A 16,969-nucleotide genomic window follows, 5' to 3' on the forward strand; every position below is an offset into this window, starting at 1 on the left:
CCCGTACCTTATGGTATGTTCAAGGCCTGGTATTACCCCCTGCTGTTGTTATTCCTGCTGGCTGGCTGTACGTCTGAAGATGACCCCATCGTCATGAAGGAGCAGCTTCCCCCGATGGCGGTAGATACCACGATATCCTACCTAGCACTAGGTGACAGCTACACGATCGGCACCAGTGTGCAGGAGACCGAGCGTTGGCCTCGCCAACTGGCCCAGGCCCTGCAACAGCGCGAGCGCATCGGAGTGCAACCACTGGAAATCGTAGCACGGAACGGCTGGCGCACCGACAACCTGAGCAACGCCCTCGCGGACGACCCACCGGCCGGCCCGTACGACCTGGTCTCGCTACTCATCGGTGTCAACGACCAGTACCAGGGCTTCGGTGTGAGCGGGTACACGGAGCGCTTCGAGGATCTGCTGCAGCAGGCGATCGCCCTGGCGGGAGGCGATACCTCCGCGGTGTTCGTGGTGTCGATACCCGACTACGCCTTCACGCCCTTCGGCGGCGGTAGTGAGGCGGTGAGCCGCGAGATCGATGCCTTCAACCAGGCCGCCCAAGCGGTCGCGGAAGGCTACGACGTACCTTTTTACAACATCACGCCGATCTCCCGCCGCGGCCTGGCCGAGCCTGACCTAGTGGCCTCCGATAAGTTGCACCCCAGTGCACGGCAGTACCGGCTGTGGGTAGAAGAAGTACTACTGGGACAGGTGACCGCCCAGCTCCGCCGTAGCCGCTAATTCGATCCGGCCGGGATAGACTTCTAGCGCCGCGGCTAGACAGTCCATGGCGCGTTCGAGGTCGTCGACCTTTAGTACGTAGGCGATACGACACTCGTCCTCCCCCAGCCCCGGCGTGGCGTAGAAGCCCGGACCGGGGCTCAGCATTACCGTCGCGCCATCGTGACTGAAGTCCTCGAGGAGCCAGCGGCAAAAGTCTTCGCTGTCGGCAATAGGAAACCGGGCGAAGCAGTAAAAGGCACCGCCGGGTTTGTAGCTGTATACCCCTGGCATGGTCTGCAGCCGGCGAAAGACCGTATCCCGGCGGGCGGTGTAGTCCTCCTTCACTTCGGCTAGGTAGGCTCCATCGTCCTGTAACATGATCTCACTGAGGCGCTGTCCGAGTCCCGGTGGACTGAGGCGCAGCTTAGCGTAGCGGTCGACACTCTCGCGCACGGTTAGGTTGCGGGTGACCAGCGCCCCCACCCGAGCCCCGGTGGCGCTGTAGCGTTTCGATACCGAATCGATGATGATGGCGTGCTCATCGAGTCCGGGTAGCTGTAGGATGCTCTGTAATTCGGTATCGTAGCTGAACTCCCGGTACACCTCATCGGCACAGAGGTAAAGGTCGTGTTCCCGTACGATGTGAGCGAGTCCCTCCAGGGCAGCGCGGCTGTAGCAGGCCCCCGTGGGGTTGTTTGGATTGGTGATCACGATGGCGCGGGTGTGGGGCGTGATCTTGCGGGCAAACTCGGCAGGATCGGGTAGCCGGAAGCCGTCTTCGATCGTACAGGTGATGGGCACCACGTTCACCCCGGCCATGTGGGCGAAGCCGTTGTAGTTGGCGTAGAACGGCTCGGGAATGATTATTTCGTCGCCGGGATCGAGACAGGCCAGCAGAAAAAACAGGATGGCCTCCGAACCTCCCGTGGTGATCATGATCTCATCGGCCGTCACCGCTACGTCGAAGCGGGCGTAGTAATCGCGCAGCGCCTCGCGGTAGGAATCGATGCCGTTACTGGGGCTATAATCTAGGATCTGCCAGGGCAGTTTACGAAACTTGGCCACCGCCGTGGGGTGGGTCTCGATGTCGGGCTGGCCGATGTTGAGGTGGTAGATGTGTTTGCCGGCGGCCCGGGCGCGGTCGGCTAGGGGGATCAGCTTGCGGAAGGGCGACAGGGGAACGGACTGAGAGCGCTGTGAAACGGCGGGCATAACGGCGGACGGCTTGAGGGGGCAAAGATACGCTACCTTTGCAGGGTGAAATTCAATACGCAACCCGAGGGAGACCCTCCCGCCTCCGGCAACATCTTCGGCTGGCGGGTAAGCCTCATTGGACTGGTGCTGATCCTGGTACTAGGTGCCCTGGCGGCCTACCGTCATTACACCCTGGGCGTGCCCGTAGGGTTCGACGATCCGCTCGAACAGCCGCAGCAGCGCGACTACTACCACGACAAGGCCGACCGGGACGCCGCCCTACAGGACTCCCTGCGCAAGGCCCGTCAGTAATGGAGCTACGGTTTCATAAGTACCAGGGCGCGGGCAATGACTTCGTCCTGTTCGACGACCGGGATGGACGGATTCTCCCGCTTTTGGACGAGAACCGTATCGCCCGGCTCTGCGATCGCCACTTTGGTATCGGTGCCGATGGGCTCATGCTTCTGCGGCTATCCGTAGCTCCCTACGACTTCGAGATGCTTTACTACAATTCCGATGGTCGGCCCAGTAGCATGTGCGGCAACGGCGGCCGCTGCATTGTCCGCTTCGCCGCCGAACTAGGCATCGACCGTACCATCTACCGCTTTCTGGCCGTCGACGGGCCCCACGAGGCTACCCTCACACCGGCCGGCGAGGTTGCCCTGGGCATGAACGATGTAAGTTACTTTGAGCGCCACGGCGCAGATTACGTGCTCAACACCGGCTCACCTCATTATCTCCAATTCGTACCCTCCTTGGAGGAAGTGAACGTAGTACAACAGGGTCGGGCTATCCGCCAGTCCGCCCCCTTCGCCGCAAAGGGCATCAACGTCAATTTCGTGCGGGAGACGCGCGACGGTCTGGAGCTGGCGACCTACGAACGCGGCGTGGAGGACGAAACCCTGGCCTGTGGCACGGGCGTAACGGCGGCCGCCATCGGTCTGCTCCTGCGCAGTCCGAAGTCGGAAGACGGGCCTTTTCACATCCCCGTACGTGCCCGCGGCGGGCAGCTCTACGTCACCGGCGAGCGTCACGCTGACCACTTCAGTCACTTACAGCTTGTAGGGCCGGCCGAGCGGGTCTTCACCGGCCAAATCACCCTGTAATGCTCGACACTGTCTACGTTAACGACCGTTTCCTCCCGTCTGGTGCGGCTCAGCTCCCCGTTAGTGATCTATCTATTCTAAGGGGCTACGGCGTATTCGATTACTTCCGCTTTGCTGGTGGTAAGCCCCGCTTTCTTGACGATCACCTCGCGCGTCTCCAGGACAGTATCGATGCCCTACACCTCGAGCTCAAGGTCACTGACCGTGGTCTGACCGACATCGTGCATGAGCTCATCGAACGCAACGGCGGTGGGGATGGCGGTATCCGCATCGTGGTCACGGGTGGCCTGTCCGCAGATGGCTATACGCCCACTGCCCCTACTCTCCTTCTGCTCGGTTATCCCCACCTCTCACCCCCGACCGAGCGCTACGCGATGGGCTGCCACTGTATGCTCCACCACTACGAGCGCCAGCTGCCCCGGGTAAAGAGTATCGACTACCTAGAGGGCATCCGCATCCAGCCCCTCCTACAGCAGCGCGGGGCTCAGTATCCGCTCTACGTAGATCGTGACGGCCTGGTCCGGGAAAGCGACCGGTCTAATTTCCTAATTGTTCACGACGGCAGCCTGGTGACGCCATACGAAGACATTCTACTTGGCATCACCCGCAAGCATCTGCTCAAGCTGGCCCGTCAACTAAATATTCCAGTGGAAGAACGAGCCGTTTCCGTAGCCGAGCTACTGGGGGCCGACGAGGCCATCCTCTGTAGCACCGTAAAGGGTGCCCTACCCATTACTCGCGTAGACGGCAAGGAAATTGGAGCCGGGGCCGCAGGTGCAACCACCAGGAAATTGATGCAAGCCTGGGCGGAGTACCGATAAAAATGCCCCGACTGCAGGGTAGCAGGCGGGGCACTTTTAACAACGTTAAGGTTGGAGGGGGTTAGACCTCCTTGTCGATATTTCCGGTAGCGGCCTCGTCCTCCCCCTCGTTGGCGGCAGCTAGGGCCTCACCGGCGGCTTCGGCACTTTCGGCTTCCGCCTGGGCCTCGCCGGCTACGTCAGCGGCAGCGGCTACTGACGCTGGGGTGCTTCCTTCGGCCTCGGCGCGGGCGGCATCCAGCTCGCTGGTAGCTGAGGGTGGCGTGGTGTCTTCGGTCGTAGCTACCGTAGTGTCGTCTTCGGCAGCGGCGGGCTCTGGCTCAGGCTCGGGCGGCGGCGGCGGGGTACCGGAAACCTGAGCGCGGAACTCGGCTTCCTTCTGTTCCTGGGCGGCGCGGCGCTCGGCCATGGTACCCTCTTTTTCGGCAATCCAGTCCTCAAACTTACTATCGGCTTCCTCCTGGCTAAGGGCACCCTTGGCTACCCCGCGCTGGAGGTGCTTACGGTAAAGCACGCCCTTAAAGCGGAGGATGGCGCGCACGGTGTCCGTGGGTTGGGCGCCCTTCATCAGCCAGTCGTAGGCCGACTCGCGGTCGAGCTCGATGGTAGCCGGTACGGTCATGGGGTTGTAGGTACCAATCTTTTGAATAAACTTACCATCGCGGGGAGCCCGGGCGTCGGCAATGACAATGTGGTAAAACGGGCGCTTACGGCGGCCCTTGCGCTGAAGTCGAATTTTGACTGGCATGGTGACAACTGTCGTTAGTTAGTAATACCGACCTACTCCCGCCAGGGGGCAGCCGGTTTTGCCGGGGCGCAAAGGTAGGCAATTTCTGCCGGCTTTGGTGTACCTTGTGCGAGAAGTTTCCCGCCGTTCATGCTCCATCTTCTGCTTGCCGATTACGCCCTCTTCGTGGGCCGCTTTCACCCCCTGGTAGTACATCTGCCCATTGGCTTTCTACTCCTGGCCGTGGTGCTCGAGCTCTGGCCCGGCGACCGGGTACGGCCGGCAATTAAGGTGGCCTGGGTGCTGGGAGCCGCCTCCGCCGTGGGTGCTGCCCTGGCCGGCTGGCTGCTCGCATCGGGAGGAGGCTACGGCGGCGAGACCCTCTTTTGGCACCGCTGGGCGGGCGTGGCCGTGGCCGTGCTGGCCGTAGGTGGCGTATTCGTGCAGTCGCGGGGCGGAATCACCACCAAAGTGTATGGCCTGATGACTGCCGCCGCCCTTACCCTGGCCGGTCACCAGGGGGGGAATCTGACCCACGGCGAGGAGTACCTCTTTCAGTACGCCCCGCCCGTGGTGCAGCGCATCAGTGGTCACACACCGGATAGTATGCTCATCACCGATTGGTCAGTCCGCAATACGGATAGTATCGCGGTTTACGCGGAGTTCCTGCGCCCGGTGATCAACGATAAATGCGTGCGCTGCCACAATAGCGAGAAGCAAAATGGGGGGCTACGAATGGACAGCACCCACTACCTGTTTAAGGGCGGGGAGTCCGGGCCGCTCTTCGTAGCCGGTAACGCCATTGCCAGCCGCTGGCACAATCGCGTCACCCTGCCCACCCAGAACGTCAAGGCGATGCCCCCCCAGGGCGAGCGCATGACCTTCGCCGAGGTACGCCTGCTCGAATACTGGCTGAATGAGGGAGCGGACACGAGCTACGTCTTCCAACTCGACGAGGTACCGGAGGATATCAAGGCCCTGCTCCAGCGCGATTATGCGTTGGACCTGCGGCCCCGCCTGTTTGTGGAGACGGTGCGCGGTACGGTGTTGAGCGATAAGACGCGGCAGGGACTCTACTCCCTCAACTGGTCGATCACGGATCTGGTGCCCGGAGGCCCCGCCCTGGAAGTGAAGCCCCAGCCCGGCAAATCAGTTGACGCCAATGCCCTGCGCGAACTGGCCGCCGCGGCGCCCGACCAGCTCACCTACCTAGGACTGGATAATCAGGAACTATCCGCCGAGGCGCTGCGGCAGGTAGCGGAATTCAAGCACCTTAACCGACTCCGCCTGAACGGGACGGCGGTGGACAGTACCGTACTTCGCTCCCTCACCGGCCTGCAGCACCTCGAATCCCTGAATCTTTACAACACGCAAGTCGGAGACGAAGTATTCCATTACCTTACGCAAATGCCCGCCCTACGCCGGGTGTACCTGTGGCAGACGGCAGTCACCCCTGCCGCCGTTACCGCCTACGCCGAGGCCCACGCCCAGGTCATGGTCGATACCGGTGCCACGCTCCAACCCGCCGAACAAGACGCTAAGAAATGACGCCCGCCTCCTCCCGCCGCACCTTTATCAAGCAATCCGCCACGCTTGGCATGGGCCTAGTCCTACCCCTAAATGCTCCCTCCATGTCCAAAACGCTCGTCGGTCACGGCACCTTCATCTACCAGGCTGACGCCAAGTGGGGCAGTCTCGACCCCCAGAAGCACCCGCTACAGCACTGCCACGAGATGGTGCTCGATAGCCGCGGTCGCCTGGTGTGCTCTTCCGTTTCCAATCAGCACGACGTACTGGTGTACAACAAGGATGGTAAACTGCTGAAGGCCTGGGCCCACGAATTGCCCGAGCCCCACGGCCTGAGTAAGGTCGGCGAGGGAGAGGACCAAACGTTCTGGATCACCGACTGCACCGAAGGGCGGGTCATCAATCTGGACCTGGACGGACGCATCATCCGCGAGCTGGACGCTCCGCCGACCGAGCTATTGGACGGCAAGCCCTACAAACCGACCGAAACCACCGTTGCCGGTAACGGGGATATCTACGTCACCGATGGCTACGGGAGCAACAAAATCTTTCGCTACGATAGTAAGGGCAGGTTGCAGCACAATTTTGGGGGGAGCGAATTCTTTGACTGTAGTCATGGTATCGTCCTGGACGAGCGGACGGCCCAGCCGACCCTACTGATTACCAGCCGCGGGGCCAACGAGTTTCAGCGGTGGAGCCTGGATGGTAAACAACTGGAAGTGCACCGATTGCCCGGTCTATCGATCTGCCGGCCGGTGATCGACGGAGAAGAGACCTACTTCGCCGTCATTGTAACCAAAAGCTGGTGGGCCTACGACGGGATGGTGGCCGTGCTCGACCGCAATATGAAGGTGGTATCTCTGCCGGGGGGAAGTGCGCCGCTGGACCAATCGGACTTCACGGGGGTGAAATACGACAACCGCACCTTTCTCAACCCCCACGACGTTTGCCTGGACGAGGACAAAAACCTCTACGTCCCCCAGTGGTATAGCGGCCGCACCTACCCCCTGCGGCTGCGCCGGGTATAAGCTCCCGGGCTAGAAGATAGCCAAATTTGGGGGAAACATCGCGGCAGGTGCTATGTTAGCGCCTTAAACCAAGCAACGAACGCCGTATGAAATTCTTTATCGATACCGCCAACCTCGACGACATCCGCGAGGCCGAAAGCCTCGGCATCCTCGACGGGGTAACCACCAACCCTAGCCTGATGGCCAAAGAGAGCATCAGTGGGGAGGACAACGTGCGTGAGCATTACCGGACGATCTGCGAAATCACCGACGGCGACGTAAGTGCCGAAGTTATTTCCGTAGACCTGGAAGGTATGAAGCGCGAAGCCAGCGAACTGGTCAAAATCGCGGATAACATCGTAGTCAAAATACCCATGATCCGCGAGGGCGTCAAGGCCCTGGCCTGGTGCCGCGATCAGGGAATACGGACCAACTGTACCCTCGTGTTCAGTGCCGGTCAGGCTATCCTAGCCGCCAAGGCGGGAGCTACCTACGTAAGCCCCTTCATCGGCCGCATCGATGACATCGGGTGGGAGGGCATGAACCTGATTAGTGACATCGCCGAAATTTACGCTATCCAGGGATTTGAGACACAGATCCTAGCCGCCTCGATTCGCAACGGCGGTCACATTGTATCCGCCGCCAAGGCCGGAGCCGACGTCGTCACCTGCCCCCTGAGCAGTTTTGAAAACCTGTTTAAGCACCCGCTGACCGACATCGGACTCGAGAAGTTCCTTGCCGATCACAAGAAATCGCTCAGCGTCGTATCCTAGCCTACTCACCGCCCGGGGCCCGCACGGCTGTGCCCCGGGCGGTATTTTCCCTTGCCCCTACCCTACCCCCACACCCTTAGCGCGCATGAGTAAGCCCCGTGTCATCAAGAACTATGACAAGCTCGACGACGAGCTGCTCGAACAGATCAAACTCAACTACCCCAATGGCTTTGAGCGCCACCTGATCCGCTTCACTGACGTGAACGGCAAGATAGCCAGCGCCCTACCCTTCGAAACCGAGGAGAAGTACTACCTCATTCGCATGACGAAGTCCGAGGCTCAGTTGATCATCGAGGAAGACGACGACTACGATGACGACGGCATCCTGACAGACGAGGCACGGGAGGAGTACGGGGACAAGTTCGACGACGATATCGAAGAGGCGGATATCGACCTCGACGAGCTGTCGGAGGAGGACGTAGACCGCGACGAAGACTAGCATCCTACCTTTGCGGACTCAAGGCCTGCCGTTGCGTCCTCACCAAATTTTCAGCCTGCTCCTGTTCGCTACCTACTTCGTGGTGGGCTGGCTCATCGTGGACGATTATGGGGTGACCTACGATGAGGCGGTGCAGCGCCGCCAGGGACACGTAGCGGTAGCCTACGTCGCCGACCGCCTGGGCATCGACCACCCGCCGTTAGCCACGGAGGGGCGCTCGTTCTCCGAGTACGGTATGATGTTTCAGATGATCGCCACCGTGGCCGAGGTCAAGCTCGGAGCCATGGACGATGCCTTCCGCTTTTACCAGATTCGGCACGTGCTGGGGTACCTGCTCTTCGGCCTGGCCCTCATCTTTTTCTACCGCACCCTACGTATCCGCTGGCCGACGCAGCCATGGTACCCCTTGCTCGGGACGCTCCTGTTAGTACTCACTCCACGTATCTTCGCCCACGCGTTTTTCAATCCTAAGGACCACGTACTGCTGGTCTCCTACGTTATCGCAACCTACACCCTGGCCCGGTTTCTCCAGCGGCGTACCTACGGGGCGCTGGCCTGGCACATTTTGGCTAGTGCCCTGGCCCTCAACACGCGGTTTCCTGCCCTGACGCTGGTGGGGGGCACGGTGGCCATTTTGCTCTGGGAGCAGCTCTTCGCTCGGCCGGGCAACTTCCGCAGGTTGCTACACATCGCCCTTTATCTACCGGCCACGTTTTTGCTCATGTTGCCCTTCTTTCCGTATCTGTGGGTGGATACCGGCAGCCGGCTTACCGGAGCCATCGCCCACATGGGTTCCTATACCTGGGATAGTACAAACCTCCTCTTCGGAGACCGCCTAAAGGCCACCGAGCTCCCCTTTTACTACATCCCTGCCTGGATCCTCATCACTACCCCCATCGGCTATCTTGTGTTTATGCTGACCGGCCTTTACCGGACCGTTCGCCAGAGCCTGCTGGGCCTGCGTCGGCTGCAACTCTGGCAGGACTTCGGTAGCCAACTGGATTTTGTGCAACTTGGACTCTCGATCGGCCCTATCATCGTGATAATCATCCTACACTCCACCGTTTACAATGGGTGGCGGCACCTGCACTTCGTGTACCCCGGGTTGGTCTTCTTGGCCATTACTGGCTACGATTACGCGCGTAGCAAATTTGCACGGGCGGTGCCCCTTGTACTTGGCCTCGCGCTGACCGTCACGCTGATCAATATGGTACGCATGCACCCCCTTCAGCAGGTCTACTTCAACTACTTCATCCACGGTCAGCTCACCGCTCGCTTCGACATGGACTACTGGGGGGCCGGCTACCGGGAAGCCTTGGTACAACTAGCCGAGCAAATTCCGGAAGGGCAAACCGTACGCGTCAAGTGCCAAAACTGGCCGTGCGTCGATAACATTCGTGCGCTCCCCCCCGCCGCCCGGGGTAAGATCGTGCACGAAAGCGAGTGGGGGAAAGCCGACTACGTGGCCACAAATTTTTACTGGCCCCAGGAGTCAGTCGACGTGCGCAACCGCTCCGGCATCTTCGCCCACCCCGCCGTAGAACTGGCCCCGCGTGGTGATCTGATCGTGGGTATTTACCACAATCGCTCGGACTGACATGCGCATTGGACTGCTATCGGACACCCACTCCTACCTCGACCCCGTTATCCTGGAACACTTTCGGAACTGCGACGAGATCTGGCACGCGGGGGACGTAGGGGATGTCGCTGTGCTGGACACCCTGGAGGCGGCGAAGCCCCTGCGGGCTGTTTACGGTAATATCGATGATGTGACCGTACGCCGGCGCCTTCCCCTTAACCAACAATTTATCGCTGCGGACCTTCCCGTACTCATCACCCACATCGGGGGTTATCCGGGTCGCTACACGCCACGGGTGCGCGGGTTGCTCGACGAGCTACACCCTAGACTGTACATCTGCGGGCACAGCCACATCCTGAAGGTGATGATGGATAAGCAGCGTGGCGTATTGCACATCAATCCGGGTGCCTGCGGCCGCCACGGCTTTCACCGGATGCGCACGGTGGTCCGCTTCGTTATTGACCGGGGGCGGGTGGAAAACCTGGAGGTAATCGAACTGGGGCTGAGGGGACAGATAGACTGAACGGTAACCTTAAGCCATTGGCTCCGGCAGCTCTAGCCCCATGGCCTTGGCCCGAGCTCTCCAGCGCTCCCGGGCTAGACTTTGCATATCCTGGGTACTGTCCATCTCATCCATAATTTCCAGCCCCAGGAGAGTTTCCATCGCATCTTCCATGGTCACCAGCCCCTCCATGCCACCGAACTCATCTACTACCATGGCAATAGGCTCCCGTCGTTCTAGCATCATATCGATGAGGCGGTGGAGGGAAGTATCCTGGGAGATCGCCAGTAGCGGCCGCACCAGGCTAGCGATCGTTTCCTGATCTCGCTGTTGGATGATGGCCTTGTACACCAGGTCCTTCAGCACGTAACCCTGTACCTGATCGCGCGTATCACCAAAGACTGGGTAGCGACTAAAGGGGCTGTTGTCAAATTTTTCGTAGAACTCCCGGATAGTCATCGTGGCTTTCGCTCCCACTACCACCGTGCGGGGAGTCATTACGTCGTGCACGGTGAGGGACTCGAAGTTGAGCAGGTTACGGAGTATTCTTCCCTCCTCTTCCTTGAGTCCACCACTTTCGGTCTGCGCCTCGGCCATGAGCGCGAACTCCGTGCGCGTCAGCGAGGTGCTGTGGGCATCCCCGCCGCCGAGGATTTGGTTGAGTTTGTTAGAAATCCAGACGATGCCCAGCACGCGGAAAATCTTCACAAGAATGTCGAGCGACTTCACCGTGAAGGGGGCTAGCTGCTTCCAGTACATTGCCCCGAGGTTCTTGGGGATGATTTCCGAGAAAATCAGGATCGCCAGCGTCATCACTACACTGACGAGCACCTCGTAGGACAGCTCGTAATTCACCAGCGGCAACTGGATGCCCCCTTCTCCGAAGGCCGCACCGGTGCTTGCTCCCACTAGAATAGCCCCCACGGTATGGGCGATCGTATTGAGGGAAAGGATGGCGGTGAGTGGCTCATTCAGCTCGTTTTTGAACTGGCGCAGCAGTGCACCCATACGACCGCCCTCCTTCTCCTTTACCCGCACGTAGCTCGGCGTGATGGATAGCAGCACGGCCTCGAAGATCGAGCAGAGGAAACTGAAGGCAATAGAAAAAAGGGCGAATAGCAGTAGTGCAACCATAGATCCATCGGCGGGTTATCGCTGCTAAAAGGCAACGCCCCCCGCTTTAGTTTACGTACAGCTTCTGGAATGGGACGATTACATCCGAGGGACCCAGCCCGTTGAGCTGCTGCAGCTCACCCACGCTCACCCCGTACTGCCGCGCGATAGCGTAAAGACTCTGACCTTCCTGGACGACGTGTACCGTACGACCTCCACCGTAGGCCGGCGGCAGCGCCGTGGTACTGACAGCGACCGGCCTATCCGAGACGTGCTCCGTGAGCACGGGGCGGGCCGGCGGTACCACGATCGGCGTAAAGTCTGGTGGGCTCAGCGACGGCGGCGGCGGGGGGGGGCTGTATAAGGCCACTGTTTCCTCCTGCTCCTCCTCCTGCTCCGTAGGCGGCGCCTCCGCTTCGGCGGGGCAGCTACAGTGCGAGGTCCTGAGGCGTTGTCCTACTAGCGCCACGGGTTGATCCGCGATTCCGTTAAACTCCCGAAAACGCGCCTCCGTATACCCAAACCGTAGGGCCAGGCTGGCAATAGTCTCGCCCGCCTGTACCACGTGGTAGTCACCGGATACGACCGAGCTGGTCGCCGCTACAGCCACCGCGGGGCTGGGTTGGGCTACTGCGGGTGCGGGTTTGCCGGGCGCAGCTTCGAGGTACGTATCCCCCTGGGTCATCAGCAGTTCCTGACCCACGAAGATGGTGTTTCCCTCCAGTCCGTTTAGCGCCCTGAGGGTACTCACGGCCACTCCGTAGCGGCGGGAAAGTTGGTACAGCGTTTCTCCCGCCTGCACCCGGTGCCGAACTTCGGGATCTGCCGCGGTCGCAGGTGCAACATTGGGGGAAGGCGCTACATCCTCCAGTACCGGCTCCACGTAGTAGGGAACGAAGTCCGTGACGGGGGCTGAAGGTAAGGTACTGGCTTCGGCGCAGTGCTCGGCGAGGTAGGTGTCCATCGGTACGCCATTTGCCGCTACGGCGATGATCTGCTCGCTCTTACCGTAGGTGCCGTTGCCCTCCATGCTGCGCTCAAGGATTCCGAGAGTCGGCGAGATCCGGTAGGTGATGGCAGGATAGGCACTGCTGGCGTGGTGCTGGACAAATAGGTAGCTTTCCTGGCAATCATCGGCCCCCTCCCGTCCTTCGAAGTATACAGTTGCCCCTTCGTGGGCCCGGTCGAGGTCTTCGCCGATCACGGTCAGGCGGGTATCGAAGGCAAACGTAGCCAGCGGTGAGCTGTAGGTAATCTGATCGCCGCTTCGTTGCATGACCGCAGCCATTACTACCGGCTGCACCTGGTAGTCCCCGCCGTCCGGGCTGGGCACCAACAGCGTCAGTTGGTCGGTACCCGCGTTAATGCGCTCGATCATACGGGCCGACAGTACGGCGGTGCCGCAGCTCAGGTAACTATCCGGCAGCGTAGAACGGCTCCGGCTGCCCTGTGCGTCGGTCTCCAGGAGGTAGCGGGCCCCATCCAGCTCGTCGGCAAAGACGTAGGTGAAATAATCGGGCGCGGGGGCTTGTTCGACACTTCGGCGGTACCGGAGCTGCTGGCCGCATTCGGGGGTGAACAACAGGTACACCTGCTCGGCTTGCACACTCCAGCCGACAAGGAGGCTGAGTGTGAGCAGACATAACTTCATTGACTAAGTGGTTTGGCGAAGTAAGTGGAACGGGGCGACAAGCCATCAACGGCACCGGAGTACGTAACTTGTCTAAACATAAACTTTAATACAACGTGGCGGACGCTTAGTCAGGCATCCGGCGTACCGGCAAGGTAGGCACAATTGTGCATTTGCTCTACGGTACCTAAACAATACCCCCCTAAGACTACCTCTACCCACAAAGTAGTGGTATGAAGCTCGTCGTCCTCATTCTTCCTTTTTTGTTCCTGCTGCCGACCTGCAGTGATTCGGCCAGTCGGCAGGACATAGACCTAAGCGATGCCGTCACCGAAAACCCCGCAGACGGCGTCGGACACTACGTGTACGCCATGAATATGCCGCGCGAGGTGAGCCCGGGCGAGGACCTCGACGTACAGATGGAATGGCGCACGGTGGGCAGCGTAGATCCCAACGCCCGCTACACGATGGACGTGCGCCTGATCGGACCGGCCCGGAAGGACTTTTCCATCCCCGCGGGAGCCAATACGGTAGGCGAATTACACCTGGCCAACTGGCTAAGCTACGACTTTGCGGTGCCGGAAGACTTTCCGGCCGGAGACTACGTCTTTGCCGTGCGGTTACGGGACAGTGCACGGGACTTTCGGGAGGTGCCGCTGGGCTACCGCGACGAGCTGCTGGTGGGGGATGGGTTTTACCGGTTGGGGGAGTTCAGGGTGATCGCGTCCCAATAGTCCTGATTAGCGCAGCCGGAGGCTGCATGTTGCTACCGCTGCCGGAGGCAGCATTGTACTAGACTTCTACATAGTAGTCATCTAGCTTGCGCTCGTGGGGCTCCCGCAGCTTGCCGACGGACTTGCCTACCAGCATGGCCACCGTCGCATCGCCGGTCACGTTAGCTACGGTGCGGCACATGTCGAGCGGTCGGTCGACGGCAAAGATGAGCGCCAGGCCTACCTCCGGAATACCAACCTGCCCGAGCACGATGACGAGCATCACCATACCGGCCCCCGGCACGGCGGCCGAGCCGATACTCGCGGCAAGCGCGGTGGTAATGATGGTCAACTGATCCCCCAGCCCCAGTTGCATGCCGTAGGCCTGGGCGATGAACACCGCGGCTACGGCCTGGTAAAGACTGGTTCCGTCCATATTGATCGTAGCGCCGATGGGCAGCACGAAACTGGTCACCTCCTCATCAACTCCCAGGTGCTCCTCGACCCGCTCCATGGTCACGGGAAGCGTGGCGGCGCTGGAACTGGTGCTGAAGGCCAGGAGTTGCGCCGGACTGATGCCGGCCATAAAATTACCGTAGCTGCGGCCGGTGAATACTCTGACGAGTAGCGGATAGACAATGAAGATCATGATGGCTAGTCCGGCCAGTACGCAGCCGCTGTACATCAGTAGGGCCAGGAAAAGATCCTTGCTGGGGGCCTCCACCACCAGGGCGGCCAGGAGGGCGAACACGCCCACTGGGGCGGCCAGCATGATGAGGTCGATGAGCTTGAGCACGACCTCATTAACCCCGTCAAAAAAATCCTTGACGGGCTTGGCCTTCACCGGATCGATGAGGATAAGTCCTACGGCAAAGAAGATCACAAAGAAGATCACCTGTAGCATGTTGCCGTTGTTGCCCGCTGCCGCCACGATGTTTTCGGGTACCAGATCGACCAGGGCCTGCAGGGGGCCGGCGGATGCCTGAGCGCTGGCGTCGGTAATCCTTGCACCTGCGTCCGCGGCAAAGTCGTTGAGCAAATTGTCGCGGGTGGTTTGGTCCAGGCCCCGGCCGGGCCCTACGGTGTTGACGATGACTAGTCCGACCACGATGGCCACTACGGTGGTAATAATGTACAGCCCGATGGTGCGCACCCCCATGTTGCTGAGTTTGGAGATGTCCTGTAGATCGGTGATGCCCTTGATGAGGCTGGCTACGATGAGCGGTACGGCGATCAGTTTGAGGCTGTTGATAAAAATGGTGCCGAAGGGCTTGATCCAGTCGCTGACAAAATCGCCCCACCCCTGGCTGGCAGCCAGCACCCCGAAGCCGACGCCCAGGGCCATGCCGATCAAAATTTGCCAGTGCAGTGCAAGCTTGTTCATAAAGTACTAATCTTGAGGGCTCAAATTAACCCATGCACGGCAAACCCAATGCTCCGGTCTTTAAATCAGCCGACGGGGAGCGTAGCGCCACCTGGCTGGAATTGTTCTTTGATCTGGTCTTCGTAGTCAGCGTGGCCGCGCTGAGCTACCGGCTCGAGCACCGCTTTACCGGGGAGGGTGTGTTGCTGCTGTGCGTGTACTTCCTACCTATCTGGTGGTGTTGGATGGAGTACAGCTACTACGGTGACCTCTTCGACGACGACTCGGTGGGCTATCAGGCCCTAATGCTGACGGGCATGGCGGCCGTGATGTACATGGCCCTGGTGATCCGGGCCGACAACACCACCAGTACCCACCTGTATGAGCTCACCTACGTTTTCATGGGTGGCGTGGCGCTGCTGATGTACCTGCGCGCCTACCTAATGTATCCCGATTTGCGCTGGTTTACGCGGCGGTTTATGGGTACCATCGCGCTGTCCATGGGCTGTTTCGCCCTGAGCCTAATCTTCGAACCGCCCTCTCGCTACCTGCTCTGGGTGCTGGGTATAGCTATTCAGGCGGCGGCCTCCCCGTCCATCTATTTGTTCCGGCGCGATTACCCGGTGCAGCTCAGTCACATGCCGGAGCGCTTCGGGCTGTTCAGCATCATCGTGCTGGGCGAGGGTATCGTGGCACTTACGGCGGCCAGTCAGGCCGAGCAGTTCAGTTATGACGTGGCGGTCTACGTGCTCGGCGGCTTCGCCCTCACGGTGTGTATCTGGAAGCTGTACTTCTACGAGGCCAGCAAGGATACCATTACCGAGCAGCTCAAGGAAAATACCCGGCGCAGTACCCTGATGTCGTTCTTCTATGGGTATAGCCACTACTTTTTATACATCAGCGTCATGCTCATCAGCGTCTCCATCCTCATCCTGATCGAATCCAGTATCGCGGAGCACCCCCACCCCCCCCTGGCGGTATACCTGTTGCACGGGGCCTGCGTGTTGTTTTTGACTGCCATCACGCTCATTCACTGGGCGGCACCGGAGTCCTTGTTTCGGTCGGTGGTGCTGGCGCGGATCGGCTGCGTAGGGGCCAGTGCGGTCCTGTTGGTGACCGAGCTACCCGCCATCGGCGAGGTGTACGCTCAGGTGGGGGTGTTGTCGTCCCTCATCCTGGTGGAATACCTGATCTACCGAAGCCAGGGCGTGACACCCGAGCAGGAAGAAAAGCAGATGACGGAGGCCGCCTAGATGAGGTTAGGATACTCGTCTTCCGGAGGCTTAGGTACGGGGTGCAGCATGGGTAGGTCTACCACCTTGGCCTCCTTAGGCCCCACGGTGATGAAGCGCATGAAGCCTCCGTGGCACTCGGCGATGTGCCGGGCGAAGGTGCGAAAGTTGTGGTAGTACAGATAGCCGTAGGGTTCGCGTAGCTTAGCGAGGATGGCGTTGAGTTTACTGAGCTCCCCGACGATGTACTCTTCGCGCTCCGCGACCCCATTCTGCATGCCGTTAAAGAGTTGCTGGATGCGGGCGGTGAGCCCCGCGTCAATGTGCTCGTAGTAGGCGTTGAGGCGTCCGCGGTTGTTGTAGCTGCGGATGTCGGCCAGGCGCTGGGCTTCGGAGAGTTCTACCTCGTCGAGCACGTTGTCGGCGGCTCCCACCAGAATGGTGATCAGGGGAATGGCGTCGAACATTAGTTGCTGTTCCTGCTCGGTGAGGGTGTTAAATTCTCTCAGCATTACTTTCTACT

Annotated in this window: 18 protein-coding genes; 12 read left to right on the top strand and 6 right to left on the bottom strand. The window is 60.2% G+C overall.

The genetic code is table 11. The annotated features are described in order from the left end of the window. Positions 1–15: 15 nt before the first annotated feature. Positions 16–738, top strand: a complete 723-nt coding sequence (locus ACOOHD_RS05395) for an SGNH/GDSL hydrolase family protein (RefSeq protein ID WP_420460551.1) — start codon at positions 16–18, stop codon at positions 736–738. Here the strand turns inward: ACOOHD_RS05395 and ACOOHD_RS05400 are convergent. After that, positions 697–1,932, bottom strand: coding sequence for a pyridoxal phosphate-dependent aminotransferase (locus tag ACOOHD_RS05400; protein ID WP_420460552.1), 1,236 nt, complete (start codon positions 1,930–1,932; stop codon positions 697–699). The genes ACOOHD_RS05395 and ACOOHD_RS05400 overlap by 42 nt on opposite strands. Before the next feature lie 45 nt (positions 1,933–1,977). Here ACOOHD_RS05400 and ACOOHD_RS05405 point away from each other — a divergent pair, with 45 nt between their 5' ends. Genes ACOOHD_RS05405 through ACOOHD_RS05415 form a run of 3 tightly spaced genes read left to right on the top strand, consistent with a single transcriptional unit; the run spans position 1,978 to position 3,841 of the window. Continuing rightward, on the top strand, positions 1,978–2,226 hold the full coding sequence (locus ACOOHD_RS05405) for a hypothetical protein (RefSeq protein ID WP_420460553.1): 249 nt from the start codon (positions 1,978–1,980) through the stop codon (positions 2,224–2,226). Then, entirely contained in the window at positions 2,226–3,020 is a 795-nt protein-coding gene (dapF, locus tag ACOOHD_RS05410; protein WP_420460554.1) for a diaminopimelate epimerase, read from the top strand. Before ACOOHD_RS05405 ends, dapF begins: the two co-directional genes overlap by 1 nt. Then, on the top strand, positions 3,020–3,841 hold the full coding sequence (locus ACOOHD_RS05415; protein WP_420460555.1) for an aminotransferase class IV: 822 nt from the start codon (positions 3,020–3,022) through the stop codon (positions 3,839–3,841). The genes dapF and ACOOHD_RS05415 overlap by 1 nt, the downstream gene beginning before the upstream one ends. A gap of 61 nt (positions 3,842–3,902) precedes the next feature. Here ACOOHD_RS05415 and rpsP read toward each other — a convergent pair whose 3' ends face one another. Next, positions 3,903–4,589 carry a 30S ribosomal protein S16 gene (gene rpsP, locus ACOOHD_RS05420; RefSeq protein WP_420460556.1) on the bottom strand — a complete coding sequence of 229 codons (687 nt, stop codon included), beginning with the start codon at positions 4,587–4,589 and terminating at the stop codon, positions 3,903–3,905. Positions 4,590–4,718: 129 nt separating this feature from the next. Between rpsP and ACOOHD_RS05425 the strand changes: the two genes are divergently transcribed. The 6 genes from ACOOHD_RS05425 to ACOOHD_RS05450 all read left to right on the top strand — a co-directional run bounded on the left by ACOOHD_RS05425 (position 4,719) and on the right by ACOOHD_RS05450 (position 10,416). Then, positions 4,719–6,116 carry a c-type cytochrome domain-containing protein gene (locus ACOOHD_RS05425; RefSeq protein WP_420460557.1) on the top strand — a complete coding sequence of 466 codons (1,398 nt, stop codon included), beginning with the start codon at positions 4,719–4,721 and terminating at the stop codon, positions 6,114–6,116. Next, complete coding sequence (locus tag ACOOHD_RS05430; protein WP_420460558.1) at positions 6,113–7,123, top strand: 6-bladed beta-propeller; 1,011 nt, start codon at positions 6,113–6,115, stop codon at positions 7,121–7,123. The genes ACOOHD_RS05425 and ACOOHD_RS05430 overlap by 4 nt, the downstream gene beginning before the upstream one ends. An 86-nt stretch (positions 7,124–7,209) precedes the next feature. Further along, on the top strand, positions 7,210–7,875 hold the full coding sequence (fsa, locus tag ACOOHD_RS05435; RefSeq protein ID WP_420460559.1) for a fructose-6-phosphate aldolase: 666 nt from the start codon (positions 7,210–7,212) through the stop codon (positions 7,873–7,875). 85 nt (positions 7,876–7,960) lie between these two features. Next, a complete protein-coding gene (locus ACOOHD_RS05440) occupies positions 7,961–8,314 on the top strand; it encodes a hypothetical protein (protein WP_420460560.1) in 354 nt (117 codons plus the stop codon). 10 nt (positions 8,315–8,324) lie between these two features. Beyond that, positions 8,325–9,911 carry a hypothetical protein gene (locus ACOOHD_RS05445; protein WP_420460561.1) on the top strand — a complete coding sequence of 529 codons (1,587 nt, stop codon included), beginning with the start codon at positions 8,325–8,327 and terminating at the stop codon, positions 9,909–9,911. 1 nt (position 9,912) lies between these two features. Then, a complete protein-coding gene (locus ACOOHD_RS05450) occupies positions 9,913–10,416 on the top strand; it encodes a metallophosphoesterase family protein (RefSeq protein WP_420460562.1) in 504 nt (167 codons plus the stop codon). 9 nt (positions 10,417–10,425) lie between these two features. Here the strand turns inward: ACOOHD_RS05450 and ACOOHD_RS05455 are convergent, their stop codons facing one another. Then, positions 10,426–11,529, bottom strand: a complete 1,104-nt coding sequence (locus ACOOHD_RS05455) for a hemolysin family protein (RefSeq protein ID WP_420460563.1) — start codon at positions 11,527–11,529, stop codon at positions 10,426–10,428. Positions 11,530–11,575: 46 nt separating this feature from the next. Further along, positions 11,576–13,159 (bottom strand): LysM peptidoglycan-binding domain-containing protein, encoded by a 1,584-nt coding sequence (locus ACOOHD_RS05460; RefSeq protein WP_420460564.1) that lies wholly within the window; start codon positions 13,157–13,159, stop codon positions 11,576–11,578. A 212-nt stretch (positions 13,160–13,371) separates the two neighbouring features. Between ACOOHD_RS05460 and ACOOHD_RS05465 the strand changes: the two genes are divergently transcribed. Then, complete coding sequence (locus ACOOHD_RS05465; RefSeq protein ID WP_420460565.1) at positions 13,372–13,872, top strand: hypothetical protein; 501 nt, start codon at positions 13,372–13,374, stop codon at positions 13,870–13,872. A gap of 58 nt (positions 13,873–13,930) precedes the next feature. On the opposite strand, the gene ACOOHD_RS05470 is transcribed toward ACOOHD_RS05465, so the two are convergent. Continuing rightward, on the bottom strand, positions 13,931–15,235 hold the full coding sequence (locus ACOOHD_RS05470; RefSeq protein WP_420460566.1) for a dicarboxylate/amino acid:cation symporter: 1,305 nt from the start codon (positions 15,233–15,235) through the stop codon (positions 13,931–13,933). A 32-nt stretch (positions 15,236–15,267) separates the two neighbouring features. On the opposite strand from ACOOHD_RS05470, the gene ACOOHD_RS05475 reads away from it, so the two are divergent. Continuing rightward, the gene (locus ACOOHD_RS05475; protein WP_420460567.1) at positions 15,268–16,467 is read left to right on the top strand and encodes a low temperature requirement protein A; all 1,200 of its coding nucleotides are present in this window, start codon (positions 15,268–15,270) and stop codon (positions 16,465–16,467) included. Here the strand turns inward: ACOOHD_RS05475 and ACOOHD_RS05480 are convergent. Then, complete coding sequence (locus ACOOHD_RS05480; protein ID WP_420460568.1) at positions 16,464–16,958, bottom strand: hypothetical protein; 495 nt, start codon at positions 16,956–16,958, stop codon at positions 16,464–16,466. The two genes, ACOOHD_RS05475 and ACOOHD_RS05480, sit on opposite strands and share 4 nt — an antisense overlap. Positions 16,959–16,969 lie beyond the last annotated feature (11 nt).

The sequence above is a fragment of the Neolewinella sp. genome (genome assembly GCF_965214665.1).
Classification (GTDB): domain Bacteria; phylum Bacteroidota; class Bacteroidia; order Chitinophagales; family Saprospiraceae; genus Neolewinella.

Bases quoted from the DNA above. Each gene is read 5' to 3' on its own strand.
- ACOOHD_RS05395 (WP_420460551.1), top strand. From the start codon at position 16: ATGTTCAAGGCCTGGTATTACCCCCTGCTGTTGTTATTCCTGCTGGCT.
- ACOOHD_RS05400 (WP_420460552.1), bottom strand. From the start codon at position 1,932: ATGCCCGCCGTTTCACAGCGCTCTCAGTCCGTTCCCCTGTCGCCCTTC.
- dapF (WP_420460554.1), top strand. From the start codon at position 2,226: ATGGAGCTACGGTTTCATAAGTACCAGGGCGCGGGCAATGACTTCGTC.
- ACOOHD_RS05415 (WP_420460555.1), top strand. From the start codon at position 3,020: ATGCTCGACACTGTCTACGTTAACGACCGTTTCCTCCCGTCTGGTGCG.
- rpsP (WP_420460556.1), bottom strand. From the start codon at position 4,589: ATGCCAGTCAAAATTCGACTTCAGCGCAAGGGCCGCCGTAAGCGCCCG.
- ACOOHD_RS05425 (WP_420460557.1), top strand. From the start codon at position 4,719: ATGCTCCATCTTCTGCTTGCCGATTACGCCCTCTTCGTGGGCCGCTTT.
- ACOOHD_RS05430 (WP_420460558.1), top strand. From the start codon at position 6,113: ATGACGCCCGCCTCCTCCCGCCGCACCTTTATCAAGCAATCCGCCACG.
- fsa (WP_420460559.1), top strand. From the start codon at position 7,210: ATGAAATTCTTTATCGATACCGCCAACCTCGACGACATCCGCGAGGCC.
- ACOOHD_RS05440 (WP_420460560.1), top strand. From the start codon at position 7,961: ATGAGTAAGCCCCGTGTCATCAAGAACTATGACAAGCTCGACGACGAG.
- ACOOHD_RS05450 (WP_420460562.1), top strand. From the start codon at position 9,913: ATGCGCATTGGACTGCTATCGGACACCCACTCCTACCTCGACCCCGTT.
- ACOOHD_RS05455 (WP_420460563.1), bottom strand. From the start codon at position 11,529: ATGGTTGCACTACTGCTATTCGCCCTTTTTTCTATTGCCTTCAGTTTC.
- ACOOHD_RS05460 (WP_420460564.1), bottom strand. From the start codon at position 13,159: ATGAAGTTATGTCTGCTCACACTCAGCCTCCTTGTCGGCTGGAGTGTG.
- ACOOHD_RS05465 (WP_420460565.1), top strand. From the start codon at position 13,372: ATGAAGCTCGTCGTCCTCATTCTTCCTTTTTTGTTCCTGCTGCCGACC.
- ACOOHD_RS05470 (WP_420460566.1), bottom strand. From the start codon at position 15,235: ATGAACAAGCTTGCACTGCACTGGCAAATTTTGATCGGCATGGCCCTG.
- ACOOHD_RS05475 (WP_420460567.1), top strand. From the start codon at position 15,268: ATGCACGGCAAACCCAATGCTCCGGTCTTTAAATCAGCCGACGGGGAG.
- ACOOHD_RS05480 (WP_420460568.1), bottom strand. From the start codon at position 16,958: ATGCTGAGAGAATTTAACACCCTCACCGAGCAGGAACAGCAACTAATG.